This window comes from Anabaena sp. AL09 (assembly GCF_001672255.1).
Lineage (GTDB): Bacteria > Cyanobacteriota > Cyanobacteriia > Cyanobacteriales > Nostocaceae > Dolichospermum > Dolichospermum lemmermannii.
Genome location: NZ_LJOQ01000101.1, coordinates 1 through 16947 on the forward strand (window position 1 = coordinate 1; position 16947 = coordinate 16947).

18 protein-coding genes and 1 pseudogene are annotated in these 16947 nt (G+C 38.1%); 8 read left to right on the forward strand and 11 right to left on the reverse strand.

All coding sequences use genetic code 11. From position 1 onward, the window contains the following. The 3 genes from AN490_RS20795 to AN490_RS20805 form a co-directional block, all read right to left on the reverse strand. Nucleotides 1-578, reverse strand: a 578-nt coding sequence (locus AN490_RS20795) for a tetratricopeptide repeat protein (protein WP_366925059.1), incomplete at its 3' end; no start/stop codon positions are given. A 74-nt stretch (nt 579-652) separates the two neighbouring features. Beyond that, entirely contained in the window at nt 653-2989 is a 2337-nt protein-coding gene (locus tag AN490_RS20800; RefSeq protein ID WP_300006713.1) for a CHAT domain-containing protein, read from the reverse strand. A 1-nt stretch (nt 2990) separates the two neighbouring features. Next, nucleotides 2991-3317, reverse strand: a complete 327-nt coding sequence (locus tag AN490_RS20805) for a hypothetical protein (RefSeq protein ID WP_300006714.1) — start codon at nt 3315-3317, stop codon at nt 2991-2993. 389 nt (nt 3318-3706) lie between these two features. Between AN490_RS20805 and AN490_RS20810 the strand changes: the two genes are divergently transcribed. Beyond that, on the forward strand, nt 3707-4621 hold the full coding sequence (locus AN490_RS20810; RefSeq protein WP_300006715.1) for an amino acid ABC transporter substrate-binding protein: 915 nt from the start codon (nt 3707-3709) through the stop codon (nt 4619-4621). Between the two features lie 282 nt (nt 4622-4903). On the opposite strand, the gene xseB is transcribed toward AN490_RS20810, so the two are convergent. Then, nucleotides 4904-5143: an exodeoxyribonuclease VII small subunit gene (xseB, locus tag AN490_RS20815; protein WP_168632188.1), complete on the reverse strand. Its 240-nt coding sequence runs from the start codon at nt 5141-5143 to the stop codon at nt 4904-4906. Nucleotides 5144-5166: 23 nt separating this feature from the next. Between xseB and AN490_RS20820 the strand changes: the two are divergent. Together AN490_RS20820 and AN490_RS20825 are read left to right on the forward strand one after the other, a co-directional pair. After that, nucleotides 5167-5466 (forward strand): annotated as a pseudogene (locus AN490_RS20820) (VOC family protein); the annotation flags it as partial. Between the two features lie 74 nt (nt 5467-5540). Beyond that, complete coding sequence (locus AN490_RS20825; protein WP_300006716.1) at nt 5541-6356, forward strand: DUF1838 domain-containing protein; 816 nt, start codon at nt 5541-5543, stop codon at nt 6354-6356. Between the two features lie 122 nt (nt 6357-6478). Here AN490_RS20825 and AN490_RS20830 read toward each other — a convergent pair whose 3' ends face one another. Next, nucleotides 6479-6847, reverse strand: coding sequence for a pentapeptide repeat-containing protein (locus tag AN490_RS20830; protein WP_213710869.1), 369 nt, complete (start codon nt 6845-6847; stop codon nt 6479-6481). A gap of 493 nt (nt 6848-7340) precedes the next feature. Between AN490_RS20830 and AN490_RS20835 the strand changes: the two genes are divergently transcribed. The 5 genes from AN490_RS20835 (at nt 7341) to AN490_RS20855 (ending at nt 9694) form a co-directional block, all read left to right on the forward strand. After that, entirely contained in the window at nt 7341-7490 is a 150-nt protein-coding gene (locus tag AN490_RS20835) for a hypothetical protein (RefSeq protein ID WP_300006717.1), read from the forward strand. Nucleotides 7491-7541: 51 nt separating this feature from the next. After that, nucleotides 7542-7907, forward strand: a complete 366-nt coding sequence (locus AN490_RS20840; protein WP_015080804.1) for a Lin0512 family protein — start codon at nt 7542-7544, stop codon at nt 7905-7907. Between the two features lie 112 nt (nt 7908-8019). Continuing rightward, a complete protein-coding gene (locus AN490_RS20845; RefSeq protein WP_300006718.1) occupies nt 8020-8358 on the forward strand; it encodes a hypothetical protein in 339 nt (112 codons plus the stop codon). A gap of 75 nt (nt 8359-8433) precedes the next feature. Then, a complete protein-coding gene (locus tag AN490_RS20850; RefSeq protein ID WP_015080806.1) occupies nt 8434-8961 on the forward strand; it encodes a hypothetical protein in 528 nt (175 codons plus the stop codon). A 52-nt stretch (nt 8962-9013) separates the two neighbouring features. Then, nucleotides 9014-9694, forward strand: a complete 681-nt coding sequence (locus AN490_RS20855) for an SDR family oxidoreductase (RefSeq protein ID WP_213800125.1) — start codon at nt 9014-9016, stop codon at nt 9692-9694. 44 nt (nt 9695-9738) lie between these two features. Here the strand turns inward: AN490_RS20855 and AN490_RS20860 are convergent, their stop codons facing one another. The 6 genes from AN490_RS20860 to AN490_RS20885 form a co-directional block, all read right to left on the reverse strand. After that, nucleotides 9739-11577: a bifunctional serine/threonine-protein kinase/formylglycine-generating enzyme family protein gene (locus AN490_RS20860; RefSeq protein ID WP_300006719.1), complete on the reverse strand. Its 1839-nt coding sequence runs from the start codon at nt 11575-11577 to the stop codon at nt 9739-9741. A 319-nt stretch (nt 11578-11896) separates the two neighbouring features. Further along, the gene (locus AN490_RS20865) at nt 11897-13540 is read right to left on the reverse strand and encodes an acetolactate synthase large subunit (RefSeq protein WP_300006720.1); all 1644 of its coding nucleotides are present in this window, start codon (nt 13538-13540) and stop codon (nt 11897-11899) included. 114 nt (nt 13541-13654) lie between these two features. Further along, nucleotides 13655-15022, reverse strand: a complete 1368-nt coding sequence (locus AN490_RS20870) for an NAD-dependent succinate-semialdehyde dehydrogenase (protein WP_300006721.1) — start codon at nt 15020-15022, stop codon at nt 13655-13657. Nucleotides 15023-15036: 14 nt separating this feature from the next. Further along, on the reverse strand, nt 15037-15342 hold the full coding sequence (locus AN490_RS20875; protein WP_366925060.1) for an FHA domain-containing protein: 306 nt from the start codon (nt 15340-15342) through the stop codon (nt 15037-15039). Between the two features lie 16 nt (nt 15343-15358). Beyond that, a complete protein-coding gene (gene ylqF, locus AN490_RS20880; protein WP_300006723.1) occupies nt 15359-16240 on the reverse strand; it encodes a ribosome biogenesis GTPase YlqF in 882 nt (293 codons plus the stop codon). 47 nt (nt 16241-16287) lie between these two features. After that, complete coding sequence (locus AN490_RS20885; protein ID WP_366925058.1) at nt 16288-16746, reverse strand: VOC family protein; 459 nt, start codon at nt 16744-16746, stop codon at nt 16288-16290. Nucleotides 16747-16947: the final 201 nt, after the last annotated feature.

Here is a 16947-nt window from a genome sequence, read left to right on the forward strand (position 1 = left end):
GCGGCTTGAGTTTTGACATCCCCAATGCGTTCAGTAATTTGTAAAGACTGCTGGTAGAGGGCGATCGCTTCCTCTATTTTTCCCGTATTGGCGTAGATACCAGCTAATTGGTGCAAAGTCGCGGCTTTAGTTTTGACATCCCCAATACTTTCAGTGATTTCTAAAGACTGCTGGTAGAGGGCGATCGCTTCCTCTATTTTTCCCGTATTGGCGTAGATATAAGCTAATTGGTGCAAAGTCGCGGCTTGACCTTGGACATCCCCAATGCTTTCAGTTATTTGTAAAGACTGGTGGAAGAGGGCGATCGCTTTTTCTATTTCTCCCTTATTGGCGTAGATACCAGCTAATTGATGCAAAGTTGAGGCTTTACCCTTGGTATCCCCAATACGTTCTTTGATTTTTAAAGACTCCTCGTAGTGTGCGATCGCTTCCTCTATTTTTCCTGTTTTGGCATAGATAAGGGCTAATTGGTGTAAAGTCGCGGCTTTACTTTGGATATCCCCAATGCTTTCAGTTATTTCTAAAGACTGGTGGTAGAGGGCGATCGCTTCTTCTATTTTCCCTGTGTTGGCGTAAATACGACCTAATTAGTGAAAAGTAACGGCTTTTCCTTGCACATTACCAATGCTTTCAGTGATTTCTAGGGTTGGGATTACTTCCCTTTTCTCGCAATGACTGTAAATATTTTTGTCCATCTACTTAACCGATGAATTTCTAGCAGTTCTTCCACTATTGAGGTTTTTCCTTCTTTCCACCACAGACGATACAACACCTCAGCCGCTTGTTGATGCAAGGTTTCTACATGAGTGGGTAACGTCAACGGCAAAATTCTCGGTACTCGCAACGACTCATCAGGACTAACTTCCAACAATCCCAAAGCCACTGCCCGATTGATATAATCTGCCAAATTGGGGATATTTTCACAAACTGCGGTTAATGCTTCCCTGGGGACTGGTAACTCAAACACCAAACCCTGTGACAACATTTCCCCCATCGTTTCATCCATTTGTTGCAGCAAAGCCTCAGCTAAAACCTGTTCTCGCAACTCCACCGCATCAACTTCTAAACGATTGAGAATTGCAATTTGGTCAATTGTGGAATTTTGCAAAATCTTATCCAACCATTCCAGCAACCGGGGATTACCATCAGCTAACCTCTGCGCTTGAGATTTCAACGCCTCATCTACCGGAAATTTTGCCCCAAAAGCCTCAAGACGATTACACTTTTTTCTTAAATCTGCCCCCCGCATTCCCTCCAAGGGCTGTTTATAGAAATACCGCAACTGGCTAAATTCAAAGTCATAACGACAGGTGAGAATTAAACGGTGATTGGTGTATGTTTCCCGAATCGCCCAAACCAAGGCTGTTAAAACCTCTGCGGCTATTGGTTGCAAACGACCTAACCCCCCAACCCCCTTCCCTGCGAGGGAAGGGGGAGTAATATTCCCCTCTCCTTCTAGGAGAGGGGCTGGGGGAGAGGTCAATTCCAAATTCACCTCAAAATCATCCAACACCAATAAAAACGGCTTTTCCCCAGCGTTCGACAACTGCTGAAATACCCGCTTTAACCTAAATTTCAATTCCTGATCAGGATTTTGTAGCTGTTTGCGTTGTTCGTGATCATCCAACTTATCCACCAACCGACTCACTAAACTCGGTTCATCAATTCTCCCCACCAAAACAACACGCTGAAAATGCGGGAGTCGGTCACAAAGTCTAGCGGCTAAACTACTTTTACCTAAACCTCCCATGCCATAAATTAATACCCCTATTTCTTCAGTTGATTGTGTCAACGTCCTTAAACAACTTTGCAACTGACGACGACGACCGACAAAACTCTCACGGGTGGGGACTTTTATTTTTTGAGTTACAGGATCTAAAAATTCCGTACTCACAGACAGCGGTGGTGCTGGTTTCCTTCCACGAGTACCTTTAGGTGTCACCAATTCTCCTGGTAAACTATCGGCTGCATATAATCGTAATAAATGCCAATCCTGCGCTTTGTTTTTGATTAATGTTTGATAGGTAATTGCAACCGCTTCTGTGATTTGCTTTCCTGCTGCTAATTCTTTATATAATGTGGCTGCTGCTTCCGTTGCATCAGATTCTAAAACTTGTTGTCCCCACCCCAAAACTGCTTTAGCACCAGCTTTTAGCAATTCTTCCGCCATTGAAGGGACTGAACCATAATTAGCACCATCACCACCAGCTTGTCCAGTGCGACAACCAGACAGGAAAATCAATTTGGGTAATCGGAATTGTAGTGCTTTAGCGATATCTTCTGCACTAGCATAAAAAGCTTCTCCGGTTTCGGTTTCGGTAATAAATTCCGGTTGTCCGTTGGTAATTGTGGCATGACCGGTAATATGGAAAATATCAAAATAATCTTTACCGTAATCTGCGACTAAATAACCCAATTCTGATAAACAACCGCTTTCTTCCACTGTCAAAGCTAAAGGTTGTCTTTCTGTGGCTTTTAAAATTCGCGCTTCTTCGGCTTCAAAATCTAATACAGGTTCTACTCCTTGGGGGGAAGTAGCCATAAATAAAACTTGCAAAGCCCGGTTTTCTGGGTTTTTCTCCACAGACAATGTTTTCACAGAGTCCGATGATACCCACCGTACAGGAATAATTGACCGTTCAACGAGAAAGCTTGTATCATCGTGCAGAACTTCCCAAGGTAAATGGGCGAGTTTTTCGGCTGTAGCAATGGCTAAAATGATTCCTTGACGCTGATATTGGTTGATGAGTTTTTGTAAAAAGCGATCGCTCCCATCTAACCAGTTATACAGCCGTAATCCTGTCACTGTATAATCTTGAGCAAATGAGTCAACAGGAACGTAATAGTACATTTCTGCTGACTCGATTAAATCGCTGATTTCGCTCAAGGGGAGTGTACGTCTTTCGTATTTGTTGTAATTATCAGTAAAGTAGCGTAACTCTACATAATTACCGGCAACGGCTTTCAGGTCAAGGTGAAGAATCTGCACGTTATGATTCTAAAATTTGGCGAATTTGTTCAATTGTAGCATTTTCTAACAACAATCGTCTACCGTTGCGGCCAACAATCAGAACTTTGTCAATTTTTTTACCAGATTGTTTTTGTTTATACTCTTGATACCATTTGCGGATTTGTTCAGCGATCGCTAGAGTTCCACCCACCAAACCAACTATAGTGGCAACAGTGGTAATTACTGCCTCTTTTTTCACATCTTCTGAATTTACGGTATAGTTACCAGTTATACCTTCAATTGCCAAAAGTTCCTCTGCGGCTGTAATGGCATCTTCACCTTCAATAGAAAATTTAATTTCTGTCATAAATTTACCTAAAATAGCTAATTTCCACGTTTATAAACCATTATTTTAAAATATCATAGAGTAAGGATGATGACTTTGCAAGCGATCAATTCCAATTAAATCCTGACATATAACTATCAATAATTGTGCAATACCAAATTAAAATGAAGTTGTATAGAATCAGATTTCAATAATAATTGACCGCAGATAAACGCAGATAAACGCAGATAAAGACGGATGAATTAATTGGTTTCATAATTCTGTGCAGGATCTAATGTGAAGAATCATTTCTAGAACTGTTAACTTGATCTTTAATAGAGATAATTTAATCATTTTGATTCTATGGATTCCCCAAGATTAATATGTTTGTAAGTACCAAAATAAATCTTTCCCATTTACCTGCTTTCACTATGTCGAAGATATATAAAAATATTGCCCCTGTGATCTTCGGTTTGATATTATCAGGATTAATACCCGGTGTTGCTAAGGCAGAAACAGTGATGGAAAAGGTGGCACGGACAGGAGTATTAACTGCTGGTACAAGTAAAGATGCTTTACCATTTGCCTACTCCGACAGTCAAGGAAAATTGACTGGTTATTCTGTGGATATGCTAACTTTAATCCAACAGCAATTAGAGAAAGAATTAGGCAAAAAAATTACACTTAAATTAGTTGTAGTTACCCCAGCAGCAAGGATTCCCAAGATAATTAACCGACAAGTTGATATTGTCTGTGATGCCAGTAGTTTTACTTGGGAACGAGATAAAAAAGTTGATTTTTCTATTAGTTATGGTGTCACAGGGACGCAAATTTTAATTAAAAAGGAAACCAATTTAGGTTCACCAGAATCCCTGATTAATAAGCGTGTGGGTGTGTTAGCTGGAACTACCAATGAACAAGCAATCAAGCAAATACAACCCCGGTCTAAGCTTGTATATTTTAAGACTAGACCGGAAGCATTTGCAGCTTTGGAACAGGGTAAAATTGACGCTTTTGCATCCGATAGTATTCTTTTAGAGGGATGGTTACAAACAGCAAAAAATCCAGATAGTTTTGCCATAGTCCCCCCTCGTCCCTATTCACGAGAAGGAATTGCTTGTATGGTTCCTGAGAATAACTCTAAATTCCTCAATTCAGTGAATTATTCCCTCGTCAAATTTATGCAAGGATTTGTGAACAATAACCCCAAATATGTGGCGATTTTTGACCGTTGGTTTGGTTCTCAAGGTGCTGTATATCTCAATCAAGATTTACGTGATTTAGCCGTAGAAACCATGCAATTAATGATCGAGTTTCATGAACCGATTCCTCAGAAAGATTTGTAAGCCGTAGTTATTAATTAGCAAATAGTCTCACAAGTTAATTTTTTTTTTAATTTGGTTAATCAGGTAAAGTTTCAACATATCCAAAATGATGTTTATTTCTGATACCTGAATTAACTAATTTTGGCAATTACCACAATTACGGTAATAATGAATAGTATCTTTGGCTGTATTTAAAAAGTATTTATTACTTATTTGGTTTTGACAATTTTACAAAACTCAACTAAGATAACGCATTCAGGAAAATTTGCATATTGTCGCATATTTTGGTTGTCTTCCGTTTATTTACTTCTGGTCATCTTGCAAAGTTTCAATTAACAAATCTACCTGCTGCTGTTGCTGCTGTAGAAAACTATCACATTCTTGTAAATACTCAACCGCAGTGGCAAATTCTGCAAATATATCCGCTAATTGTAATTCACCTCCTTCAATGCGAGTGATAATAGTTTCAATTTCTGCTATCTTAGCTTCATAACTTTCCCCGTTTGCGGACATGGACTTAACTGAATTATTCCGTTTAACCATAAAATTTTCTCCCTAAATAAATTATGAATTCAAACAATAATACAACAATTAGCAGCATATATGAAGTCTGTATTGGTGTCCCAGATGCTATTTCTGCAATTCAATATTGGCAACAATTTGGTTATCGGATTGGAGAAATAGGAGAATTAACCGCAACTACAGCTTATCAACTATATCGGGTAAATTCACCTTTACAGACTATTCGACTTTATCATCAAAATGCAGATCATGGATTAATTCGGTTAATGATTTGGCAAAATCCTACATCTACAGGGTTAGGTGTGAGTTCCATGAAAACAAAAGGTAATCGTTGGGCTACTACCTATTTTTGGAATATAGTGGAAAGTAAGTAAAAATTAGCCAATTTAACAAAATTTAAAATTTCAGGAGATATAGCATGATAGGACAAACCCAATTAGTAGATGTTGAACAATGGATTAAAACCCGTGCTTCTTTAGATGCTAACGAATCTAATTTTTTGAGTTGGACAGGGAATATTTATAGTTTTATTCCTGGAGAAAAACGACAATTATTATTTAAAATTGTGGGAATGAGTGTAAGTCGTTGTATTCCCACTGGGGAAGGTAGTTGGGATTTTACTTCTAGAGAACTGACTTATTATCTCAACCCAGAAACAAAGGAGATTTTACATCAATGGGAAAACCCTTGGACAGAGGAAAAAGTTACAGTTATGCACGTTGCTAATAGTCCCGTTCAAGGTCAATTTAAAAATAAATTACCTGTCCAAATAGCAGGAGAAAAAACTAATTTTGTATTTGATATCTTTCCTAACTATCCGAATCCGTTAGCCGAAAATCCCGAATTTGCTGATTATTGTCCAGGAGGAATTTATCAAGCCGCAGAATTATTTAAAATCTCTGTACCTACAGCAGAATTAGAAAATGCAGAACTAAATTCAGTTACGCAATTAAGCCTGTCTTGGGATAGAATTGGTCAATGGTTACCTTGGATGAAAATGGGTGAACGTCCTGGTTATTTAATTTACAGTGCTACAGGTAATAAAGTCAGCGGTTTACAAGCATTACACCCGATTTTACAACAGGAAATAAATACTCGCGTTCCTTTATATAAAGCAGCCCCAAAAAATTATGTTGAGGGGGAAGATATGACATCTTGGCTTTATTTTCAAAAGCACTTTTCCGCATATTTAGCTGGAGAAATATTCCCCATACCAGCACCAGAAGAAGTTTAATTGACAATTACAGAATTGCAGCAAATTGCAGATTAATGGGGTACAGAATCTAAATTGAAACCTATACACAAAGACAGTTTTACTCCTGACTCCTGACTCCTGACTCCTGACTCCTGCTGTAATTACAACTTTTGCATATTGTGACTAAGAGGATCAAAATTTCGAGGAAATTTGGTGCTTTCATCATAATATGCACGATGTAAATTCGCTCCATATAACTTAGTATAATGCAGCCTAGCACCCCGAAGATTTGCTTCAGTGAGATTGACACCAGATAAATTTGCTTTAGTCAAATTTGCCTTTGCTAAATTCGTTCCACTCAAATCTGCTCCCCAGAGTTTAGCTTTAGCTAAGTTAGCTTCACTTAAATCTGCTCCCCATAAATTAATTCCGGGTAAATAGGCATTAATTAATTTAGCCCTGATTAATTTAGCAGAAACAAAATATCTTTCTCCTGCAAGATAACGCCGTTTTAGTTCCTCAGTTTCCATATCTAACCTACTTGAGCAACAAAACCTCTATCTCCAGAATAGTTCCTAAGTTGTTTATTGGCATTTTATCACCACAAAAATTTTTGCCTATATAAACATAAATAGTATTATTAAACACTGATAAATTAATACTATTTATAGGAATATAACTATTTTACACATAAAAAACGCCTGAGTTTTGTAACTCAAGCGTTTCCCCGTATAACATTATACCAATTCACTATTTTTGTAACATTTGAAACCCGCAACTTAAATAACAAAAAGTATAAGTAGTGCGAGGAAAATTGTGACAAATATAAGCTGAAGTGGTATCACTCCTTCCATTCACTAATGATATGTCTTTTAAAATCAAATGGTTAGTGTAGAGAGTGACACTTTCTGAACTGACACTAGTTAAAAATGAATCATAGTAAATAGTAGTTAATCAAACACTGCTAAATAGTAAATAGCGCAGTATTCCTGTATAAAGATGTCAGAGTTGCCATAATTATATTTGGACTGGAGTAAAAATTTATTTGACAGACTACTAGGTTCTCAGACAGAAAATGAATTTAGATTTAAGTTACATCAACGTGATGATGAAAACCGAGAATTATTGATGACAGTTTTAGTATTTGACCTTAAATTAAGAAAAATTACATAACCACCCCATACAACGTTACATTAATAGATACACAATTACTGGAATTTAACTATGCCACTAAAACGGTTTATTATCGAAATGGGAATGGGTGTAGACCAACATGGACAAGAACCGACGGTAGCAGCAGCAAGAGCAGTTAGAAATGCGATCGCTCACAATGCGTTGCTTGGTATTATGGAAGTAGCAGGCTTAAAAGATCCCAATGAAATGATTATAGAAGTCAAAATTGCCGTTCCTTACCCCGAACAAGTACGGGAAACAGAAGTATTAGCTGTTCTTCCCTTTGGTCAAAAAACCCTCATCTTAGAAGCAGGGGGAATGGTAGTTAATGGTTTAGCAATTGCTTCTCTCAACGATAAAAATGATGAAATGTTGATAGCTGTAGCCGCAGTTACAGTTTTTGTAGAAACTGCATAATTAATCTTGAAAATATTGATTTCTTGGGGATTTTTTGAGTTAAAGTAGAGACAGTGGGATCATCTCTGGCAGTAGTTTTTCCAAATTATACATCTACATAACTCCAGCGAAAATGTCTCAAGATCCTCAAAAATCACCTCAAATCCAAGAAGTAATTGGATTAAAAGCACAACACTTTGCTGACTTAATTAGAGCCGCACAATTAGTTTTTGATCCGACTGCGGGCGTTATCAGCAGAAATGTCAAAATTGATTGGGAGGATTTTGGTATTCCTCGGAATATAGAGGATAATCTCAGAATTCTTGGTGAAGAGTTTCAATATGCTTCTCCCCATATTCCCGTTGATGTGATCTGGGGTAAATTAACTACAGAAACTCGGATTTGGTTTCTAGAAAATAAAGATCAATTGTGGCAATTTGAAGAAATTTTACCTGCACTTGACGAAGATTAGTTATTGCCAAAAATATTTTTTTAGAGTAGGATATATACATTTTGTATCCTACTTATTTACTAGAAAATAAAGTTGATGAAAATTATAAATTTCCAGTTTTTATTAGTTTCAGCTTCTTTGATATTGCCGATGATAACTCCGGCTTTCCATAAGTCTAGTATGGCTTTGGCAGCAAGTACAACAAATTATGATCAACCAATTATTAATCAGCAACTAGTTGTTAATAAGAGTGAATTTGGCGTAAAGATAGTCAACGCAGAAGGGAAAGTCAATTTTTTTCCAACAACTACAGTTCCCTTAAAAGAAGGTGATGCTTATGGTTGGAGAATTACAATTGATAATTATCAAGGTAAAGTCAAATGGCGCGAAGTTTTAACTTTACCACAAGCTCCCGAAACTTGGACAACAGAAAATAATAAAAATTTCTCCATATCGAAAGATGGAAAAACAGCAACTTCCACGCGCACAGTAACACCTGTGAATGGTGTAATTGAAAATTTTTGGACTATTGCTGCTGGAGATCCTTTGGGTAAACATCAAATAGAAGTCTATATTGATGAACGTTTAATTGGTACTTTTGCCTTTGAAATAGTTCCGTTCTAAAATGACAGTTTTGTGCTAAATGTAAGTATAGCATCTTTTTTATAGACTAATTATGTTAATCTCATCTTCCATTTTTCTAGCTGGTGCTAGTCGCGGTGTTGGGCAAGAAATCGCTAAATATTTGATAGCACAACAAATCCAAGTTAAAGCCCTGTTGAGAACAGAAGCCGCTGCTGTGGTAGCAAAAGCAATGGGTGTTTATCCAATTCTAGGAGATGCGTTAAATGTAACTGATATTGAACAGGCAATTTTAGGAGATGAACCGATTCAAGCCGTTATCAGTACATTAGGTGGTTTACCTACAGATAATATCAAACCTGATTATATCGGTAATAAAAACCTCATTGATGCCGCAGTCAAAGCAGGAGTTAAAAAGTTTATTCTCGTAACTTCCATTGGTAGTGGTGATAGTGTGGTGGCTTTACCACCCCAAGCTTTAGAAGCACTCAAACCAGTTTTAATTGAAAAAGAAAAAGCAGAACAATATTTAATTTCCAGCGGACTTAACTATACAATTATCCGTCCTGGTGGTTTAAAATCAGCACCAGCAACCAACAACGGAATTATCACCGAAAATCCTCAGATTGTGGGTACTATTCATCGTGCAGATGTTGCCCAATTAGTTTGTCGCTGTTTAAATTCTGATCATACTAATAATAAAATTTTCTCAGCCATAGATCGGAATATGATATATCCAGGATTACCGGAATTTGTGGAATTTAATTTAGATTAGTTGTTGTTAACTTTGAGGACTAAAGTCCTCACTACTAATTCAATTTAAACAGAAAATACTACCCGAAAACCACACATTCTTAAACCACCGTCTGCTTCATTCCAACTTCTACTAGCGCTGCGACAAAGTTCTGCACCAAAATTCCATGCACCACCCCTTAAAACCCGACGATGTTTATCACCTCCATCTTCCCAGACATTACCATTTGTAGGTGCGCCATGATAGTTATTATGCCAAGAATCTGCACACCATTCCCAGACTAATCCGTGCATATCATATAAACCAAAAGCATTAGCAACTTCAAAATAACCAACATTAGTTGTTTCTTTCCGAAATCTACTTTTTGGTTCTACAGAATAAGTATCGCTACCGCTACAGTTAATTAAATCAGAAGTAATAGTTTCTCCAAAATGGAAAGATGTGGTAGTTCCTGCGCGACAAGCATACTCCCATTCGGCTTCACTAGGTAAACGATATTCTCTCCCAGTTTTAATTGCCAATCTGGCACAAAATTCCACAGCTTCATACCAAGAAACATTTTCGACAGGCAAATTTGCACCTTTAAACTTTGATGGATTAGGGGGCAATTCTTGTTGAACTGGAGGTAAAGCTGCTATGGTTCTCCACTGTAATTGGGTAATAGGATATTTTCCCATGAAAAACGCTGGAACTATGACTTGATGTTGAGGACGTTCATCATCATCACCTTCACAACTTAGAGAACCCATGATAAAATTCCCATTGGGAATTGATACCATTTCTAAAGTTGTATTTCTGCCTAATTCTTCTTTAAAATATTTAGTATTCCGTCTATCACGGTTAACTTCTCTCCCCGAAGTATCTACGGTAATTACATAAAAATCAAAGTTGGACAAGGAAGGTAAGGGAACAGTAATTTTTGGGGAAGGTGGAAGTATTAATGGTGGTTTAGGAAAGGAAGAAAATTTAATGACTACGGGAGATTTAGGAAAGTTTAAATCATCCAAAACATCCATTGCTGATTGATATCTATCATGTGCAAAATGTTGGAGTAACTTATCTAGGATTTGCTTTAATTCATCACTAATAGTAATTCCTTTGATTCGTAAACGTTCTTCCCATAACCATTTAGCATTCATGGCATCATAAAGATGATCTTGAAGTTGTCCATAATCATTTTGTAATGGTATATCTTGAGTTAATAAGCGTACACAAGTGACACCCAAGGCATATAAATCACTTGCTTGACAAGCAAACCCAGCCATTTGTTCAGTTGGGGCATAACCAAGGGTATAAATAGCTGTTGCTTGTCTAGCTATACTGGTTTGAGTAACTTGTTTCGCACCTCCAAAATCAATTAATACGGGTTTTCTATCACTATCTCGACGCACAATGTTTTCTGGTTTGATATCGCGGTGAATTACATTATGTTTGTGAACAAAATCTATAACTGGTAATAAGTCAGCCAAAAGTTGCCGAACTTGGGTTTCATCATAAGCTTGATTTTGCAGTTCTTCGAGAAGAGTTTTCCCAATAATAAATTCCTGTACTAAATACAAACTAGAACCTTGTTCAAAGTAAGCTAAAAGTCGGGGAATTTGGACATGGTTTTCTCCCAAATCGTAGAGTCTAAAAGCTTCTTCTCTGAAAAATTCCGCTGCTTTGGCACGTTGTCCAGTTCCCTGAACTTGGGGGAAAAATTGCTTAATTACACAGGGTGCATTCAGTCTATCTACATCTTCAGCAGCGTAGGTTCTGCTAAATCCACCTTCACCTAATAACCTCAAAACCCGGTAACGGTTTCGCAGCATTTCCCCAAAATTACTTTCTTGACAACTCAGACAAGATTTAGAGGTTTTCGGGTTGAAGGGGTTGGAACAATTGGGATTTTGACAAATTTGCATGAATGTTGAGAAAATAGCATCTTTTCAAAATTCATCCCCAATATTATTAAGTTGTCTAAACTATGATTTATTTGATTTCAATGATTATTGTGATTAAAATTATAGTTAATCATAAAAAATCATCTTGATCACAAAAAAATCTAAACTATGATTTATTTGATTTCTATGATGATTATGATGTATATCACAAAAATCACAGTTAAGACGATTTATTTATGAATAACACTTTCAAGTTGAGAAATCTGTGATGTTTGTTGCTGAAAGTTAATACAAAAAAAATTGTCAGCAGGGGACGGGGAAACCCCGTCCCTACAAATATTTAAACTTGACAATTTAATTCGCCAGCTTTTTTGGTAAACCGACGGTTTTCTCGATAATCTACCCGACAATCTATCACCGCTGGTACATTTTGTGCCAAAGCTTCTTTAAGTAGGGGAACAAAGTCTGCTACAGATTCCACTCGATAACCTTTCAGTCCCATACTTTCGGCAAATTTGACAAAATCAGGATTACCAAAATGGACAAAAGATGAGTTACCTGCTCCAAATTGATTTTCTTGTTTCCACTCAATTAAACCATAACCACCGTCATTAAAAATCAAAGTCACAAATGGTGTTCCGACGCGCAAAGCAGTTTCCAATTCTTGACAATTCATCATAAAACCACCGTCACCAGTGGCAGCAACAACTTTACGATCTGGATAAACTAATTTTGCGGCTAATGCACCAGGAATCGCAATACCCATGGCAGCAAAACCATTGGAAATAATGCAAGTATTGGGACTATGACAATGATAATGTCTAGCAATCCACATTTTATGGGCGCCAACATCAGAAATTACAATATCATCTGGTCCCATAACTTGCCGCAAGTCATAAATTAGTTTCTGCGGTTTAATGGGAAATTCATCATCGTTGGCATATTCTTCGTAATCAGCGCGAATGTTAGAACGTAAGCTAATAGAATAGGGATTGGGTTTATTGTGTCTGTCTGCTAATTTTAATATTTCATTAAGGGAATCAGAAATATCGCCAACTATTTCTACTTGGGGAATATAACTACTATCAATTTCCGAAGAAGTTGCCGCAATATGAATAATGGGAATTGTCCCTTCTGGATTCCATTTTTTGGGAGAAAATTCAATTAAATCATAGCCAATTGCTATGACTAAATCTGTATTATCAAAGCCGCAGGTAATGAAATCTCGTTGTTGTAATCCCACAGACCAAAGTGCTAAAGGATGAGTATAGGGAATGACTCCTTTACCCATAAAAGTATTCACAACAGGAATATTCATTTGGGTGGCAAATTGCGTAACTGCATCACTAGCATGGGCGCGAATTGCTCCATTTCCGACTAAAATGATGGGATTAACGGCTTGGGAAATTGCCCCGGCAGCGGCGCGAATACTGGCAAAGGAAGCATAGGTTTTTTCGCTATTATCCTTATTTAAAGGTTTGCCTTCGACAGGCATGGCGGCAATATTTTCTGGTAAGTCAATGTGAACAGCACCAGGTTTTTCAGTTTGCGATCGCTTGAAGGCTTTTCTCACAACTTCGGGTGTAATACTCGGCCTGACAATCTGTTTATTCCACTTAGTAACTGGGGCAAACATTGCCACCAAATCTAAATATTGATGGGATTCAATGTGCATTCTATCTGTTCCCACCTGCCCCGTAATTGCCACCAATGGCGCACCATCTAAGTTAGCATCTGCCACCCCAGTCATTAAATTAGTTGCCCCAGGACCAAGGGTAGAAAGACATACTCCGGCTTTTCCTGTTAACCTGCCATAAACATCAGCCATGAATGCAGCACCCTGTTCATGACGGGTAGTAATAAATTGAATTGAGGATGTTTTTAAGGCTTCCAAAACGTGTAAATTTTCTTCACCAGGAAGTCCAAAAACATATTGTACTCCTTCATTTTCTAAACACTGTACTAATAATTCTGCGGTATTCATATCATTTCCTCAAAATAAAAAAATATCAAAATCACCAAATCAAGGCATAAATAAAAACCAATTATCTGCCTTTATCTGCGTCCATCTGCGTTCATCTGCGTTTCAAAAAAACAATCATTTCACCCAAACTGTCTTGATATTCACAAATTCATGTAACCCTTGAATACTCAACTCCCTACCGTAACCAGAACGCTTAATTCCCCCAAAAGGTAAACGAGGATCAGACTTAACCATGCTGTTAATAAATACTGCCCCGGCTTCAATTTCTTGAATTAGGCGATTTTGTTCTTCTGTATTTGTTGTCCATGCACTTGCACCCAAACCAAAGGGACTATCATTAGCTAATGTAATTGCTGCTTCGATATCAGGAACTCGGAATAATAATGCCACTGGGCCAAAAAATTCCTCTTGGGCAATTGGTGTATCTACAGGAATATCTATGATAATTGTGGGCGGATAAAAGTTCCCCGACATTTCTGTTAACGGGTGTCCACCTGTGAGGACTTTTCCTCCACTTTTGACCGCATTTTTAACTTGTTCGTCTAATTCTTGGAGAATATCAGGAGTTGCCAATGGTCCCAAATCTGTATCTGCTGCCATTGGATTACCAATTTTCAGGGCTTGAAATTTTTCTAACAGCAATTTTTCAAATTGATCAGCCACAGATTCAGCAATTATAAAGCGTTTCGCAGCAATACAAGATTGTCCATTATTTAACATTCTTGCTGTTACTGCGGTGCTAACTGCTGTTTCTAAATCGGCACTTTCTAAGACAATAAATGGGTCACTGCCCCCCAATTCTAAAACAGTTTTTTTGATTTGTTTCCCAGATGCAACGGCGAGGGATACACCGGCTGGTTCACTACCTGTCAAGGTTGCGGCTTTGATGCGATCATCAGCCATCAAATTGGCAACTTGAGAAGCACCAATTAATAATGTTTGAAATACACCTGGGGGAAAACCTGCACGGCGGATAATATCTTCGATCGCCAGGGCGCACTGTGGCACATTGGAAGCGTGTTTGAGTAGCCCCACATTGCCTGCCATGAGTGCTGGTGCAGCAAACCGGAAAACTTGCCAAAATGGAAAATTCCAAGGCATGACGGCGAGAATTACCCCTAAAGGTTGATATTTTATAAAACTATGACTAGCATCGGTTTTAATGGTGACATCAGCTAGAAAACTAGGGGCATTTTCGGCATAATAACGACAAACCAGGGCGCATTTTTCAACTTCTGCGATCGCCGCTTTTAATGGTTTACCCATTTCCAGGGTCATCAATTTCCCTAAATCTGCCTTTTCTTGGTCTAAAATAGTTGCTGCTTGTTCTAACCAGTGCGATCGCTCTACAAAACTCGTCTGACGATATCCTTCAAAAGCCTTTCCTGCCAAATCTAACTTAGCAACAATTTCTGTATCATTTAGTGGCTCAAAAGTTTTGAGCGTTTCCCCAGTGGTGGGATTAATGGTAGCTATAGCCATTACCTGACCTCCCATTAAAAAATAGTTTGAGGTAGCTTTCCAGTCTTACACACATTCATCACAGAAGCTAACACGAAAATTGCCTTCGAGAGAAAATAATCAACAATAGTTTTGCGGGGATAATTATTTATCTTTCTTGAATACCTATTACTAGTTCCATTTGTGCCTGTAGTTTTGACTTTTACTATCAGTTTAATGTGACCTAGAGAAATCACATCGTTATGAGATAATTCTTGAGTACCAGTAATCAAATATTGATTAACTTGCGTACCATTTTTGCTGCCTAGATCCTCAATAGTCCACACACTCTCAGAAATTATAAATACAAATTAGCGGTTACATTTGCGGTAATTCTAAAGATATATTTCCAAAAAATCCTTTCCGAAAATCAGTGATCATTTGTCTGGCTGCGCGTTCTACATCTCCTTTATAGCGATGCTCTGCTAAAACTTGTAAATATTCTTCTCCTGTATAAATGATGGAATCGAGATCATACCGTGTAAGTAATGGATGTGGTGGTAATGAATTAGAATGCGTTTCTTGAAGTTGATTCAGTATATCTACGAAGGCTGCGGCTATCAGTTGATTATCATAAGCTGCTTCACCGATATCATCACAAATAGCTAATTTGATGGCTGCGGCTTGGCTGTCAAGTCTGGCAGGAATAACACCAGGAGCATCTAGTAATTGTAGCTGATCAGAAATTCTTACCCACCGCAGTTGCCGGGTAACACCTGGACGGGCTGCGCTTTCTACAACTCGCTTACCAATTAAACGGTTAATTAAAGCTGATTTACCGACATTGGGAAAGCCAATCACGACAGCCCGAACAGGACGGGGTAACATTCCCCTATCTGTGCGGCGTTGGTTAAGTTCTATACCCGCTGCTTGGGCGGCTTTGGTAATGGCGGTGATACCTTGACCATGTTGAGCGTTGGTAAAATATGGAACTTCGCCTCTATTTTTAAACCACTCTATCCAGCGCGATCGCACTTGTGGCAGAATCATATCTACCCGGTTCAGTACCAATATCCGTGTTTTCGTCCCTACCCATTCATTCATTTGTGGGTGATTTGTGGTTATGGGAATGCGAGCATCTCTGACTTCTAAAACCACATCAACCCGTTTTAACTGTTCTTTGAGATTTTTTTCAGCTTTGGCAATGTGGCCTGGATACCATTGGATCAGATTTAATTTGTAGTTTTGTGTTATTGACATTTATTGTTTGTTAGTTGTTAGTAGGGGCGAAGCATTTGGAAGATAAATTATCGGTCATTGCCAAAAATAGTTCTCCAAATGCTTCGCCCGTACAGTTGTTCCCTGTTCCCTGTTCCCTGTTCCCTGTTCTCTATCCCCTCTTGATGAGATTGGTGTAAAATTAATCTGTTGCCGTCGGGGTCGTAGGCATAAATTTCTTGACCATGAGAAGCTGTAGAAATCGCTCCGGGTGGGGTACAGCCTAAAGATGTCAGGTGAGATATAGCGGTTTCTAGATTATTCACTTCTAAACACAAACTTAGCGGACTTTGGACATAAGTGACAAATTCCGGTTCGTTTGCCGATTTGGGTTTAAAAATCCCTAATTTTAAGCCAGAAATTTGAAATTCAGCATAGATATGGGGAATTAGTTTCTTTGGTTTTTGTTCTAGTAATTGAGTATAGAAACTGACTATATTATCAAAATTAACTGTGGCTATGGTGATAATTATACTATTATATTGCATATTTATTTTTACCATAGATTTGCCCCAGGAGCGGAGTTAATTCATCACCAGATATCGCACCCAGCATAATTATTAGTTTAAATTAGTTTTTCTAAACATATTTCTTTTTTCTAGTAGTCTGTCAAATTTATTTTGACGGGTTTTTGGTAGTGCGGGCATCTTGCCCGCGTGAGCGAGACGCTCACACTACAGTCCATCATT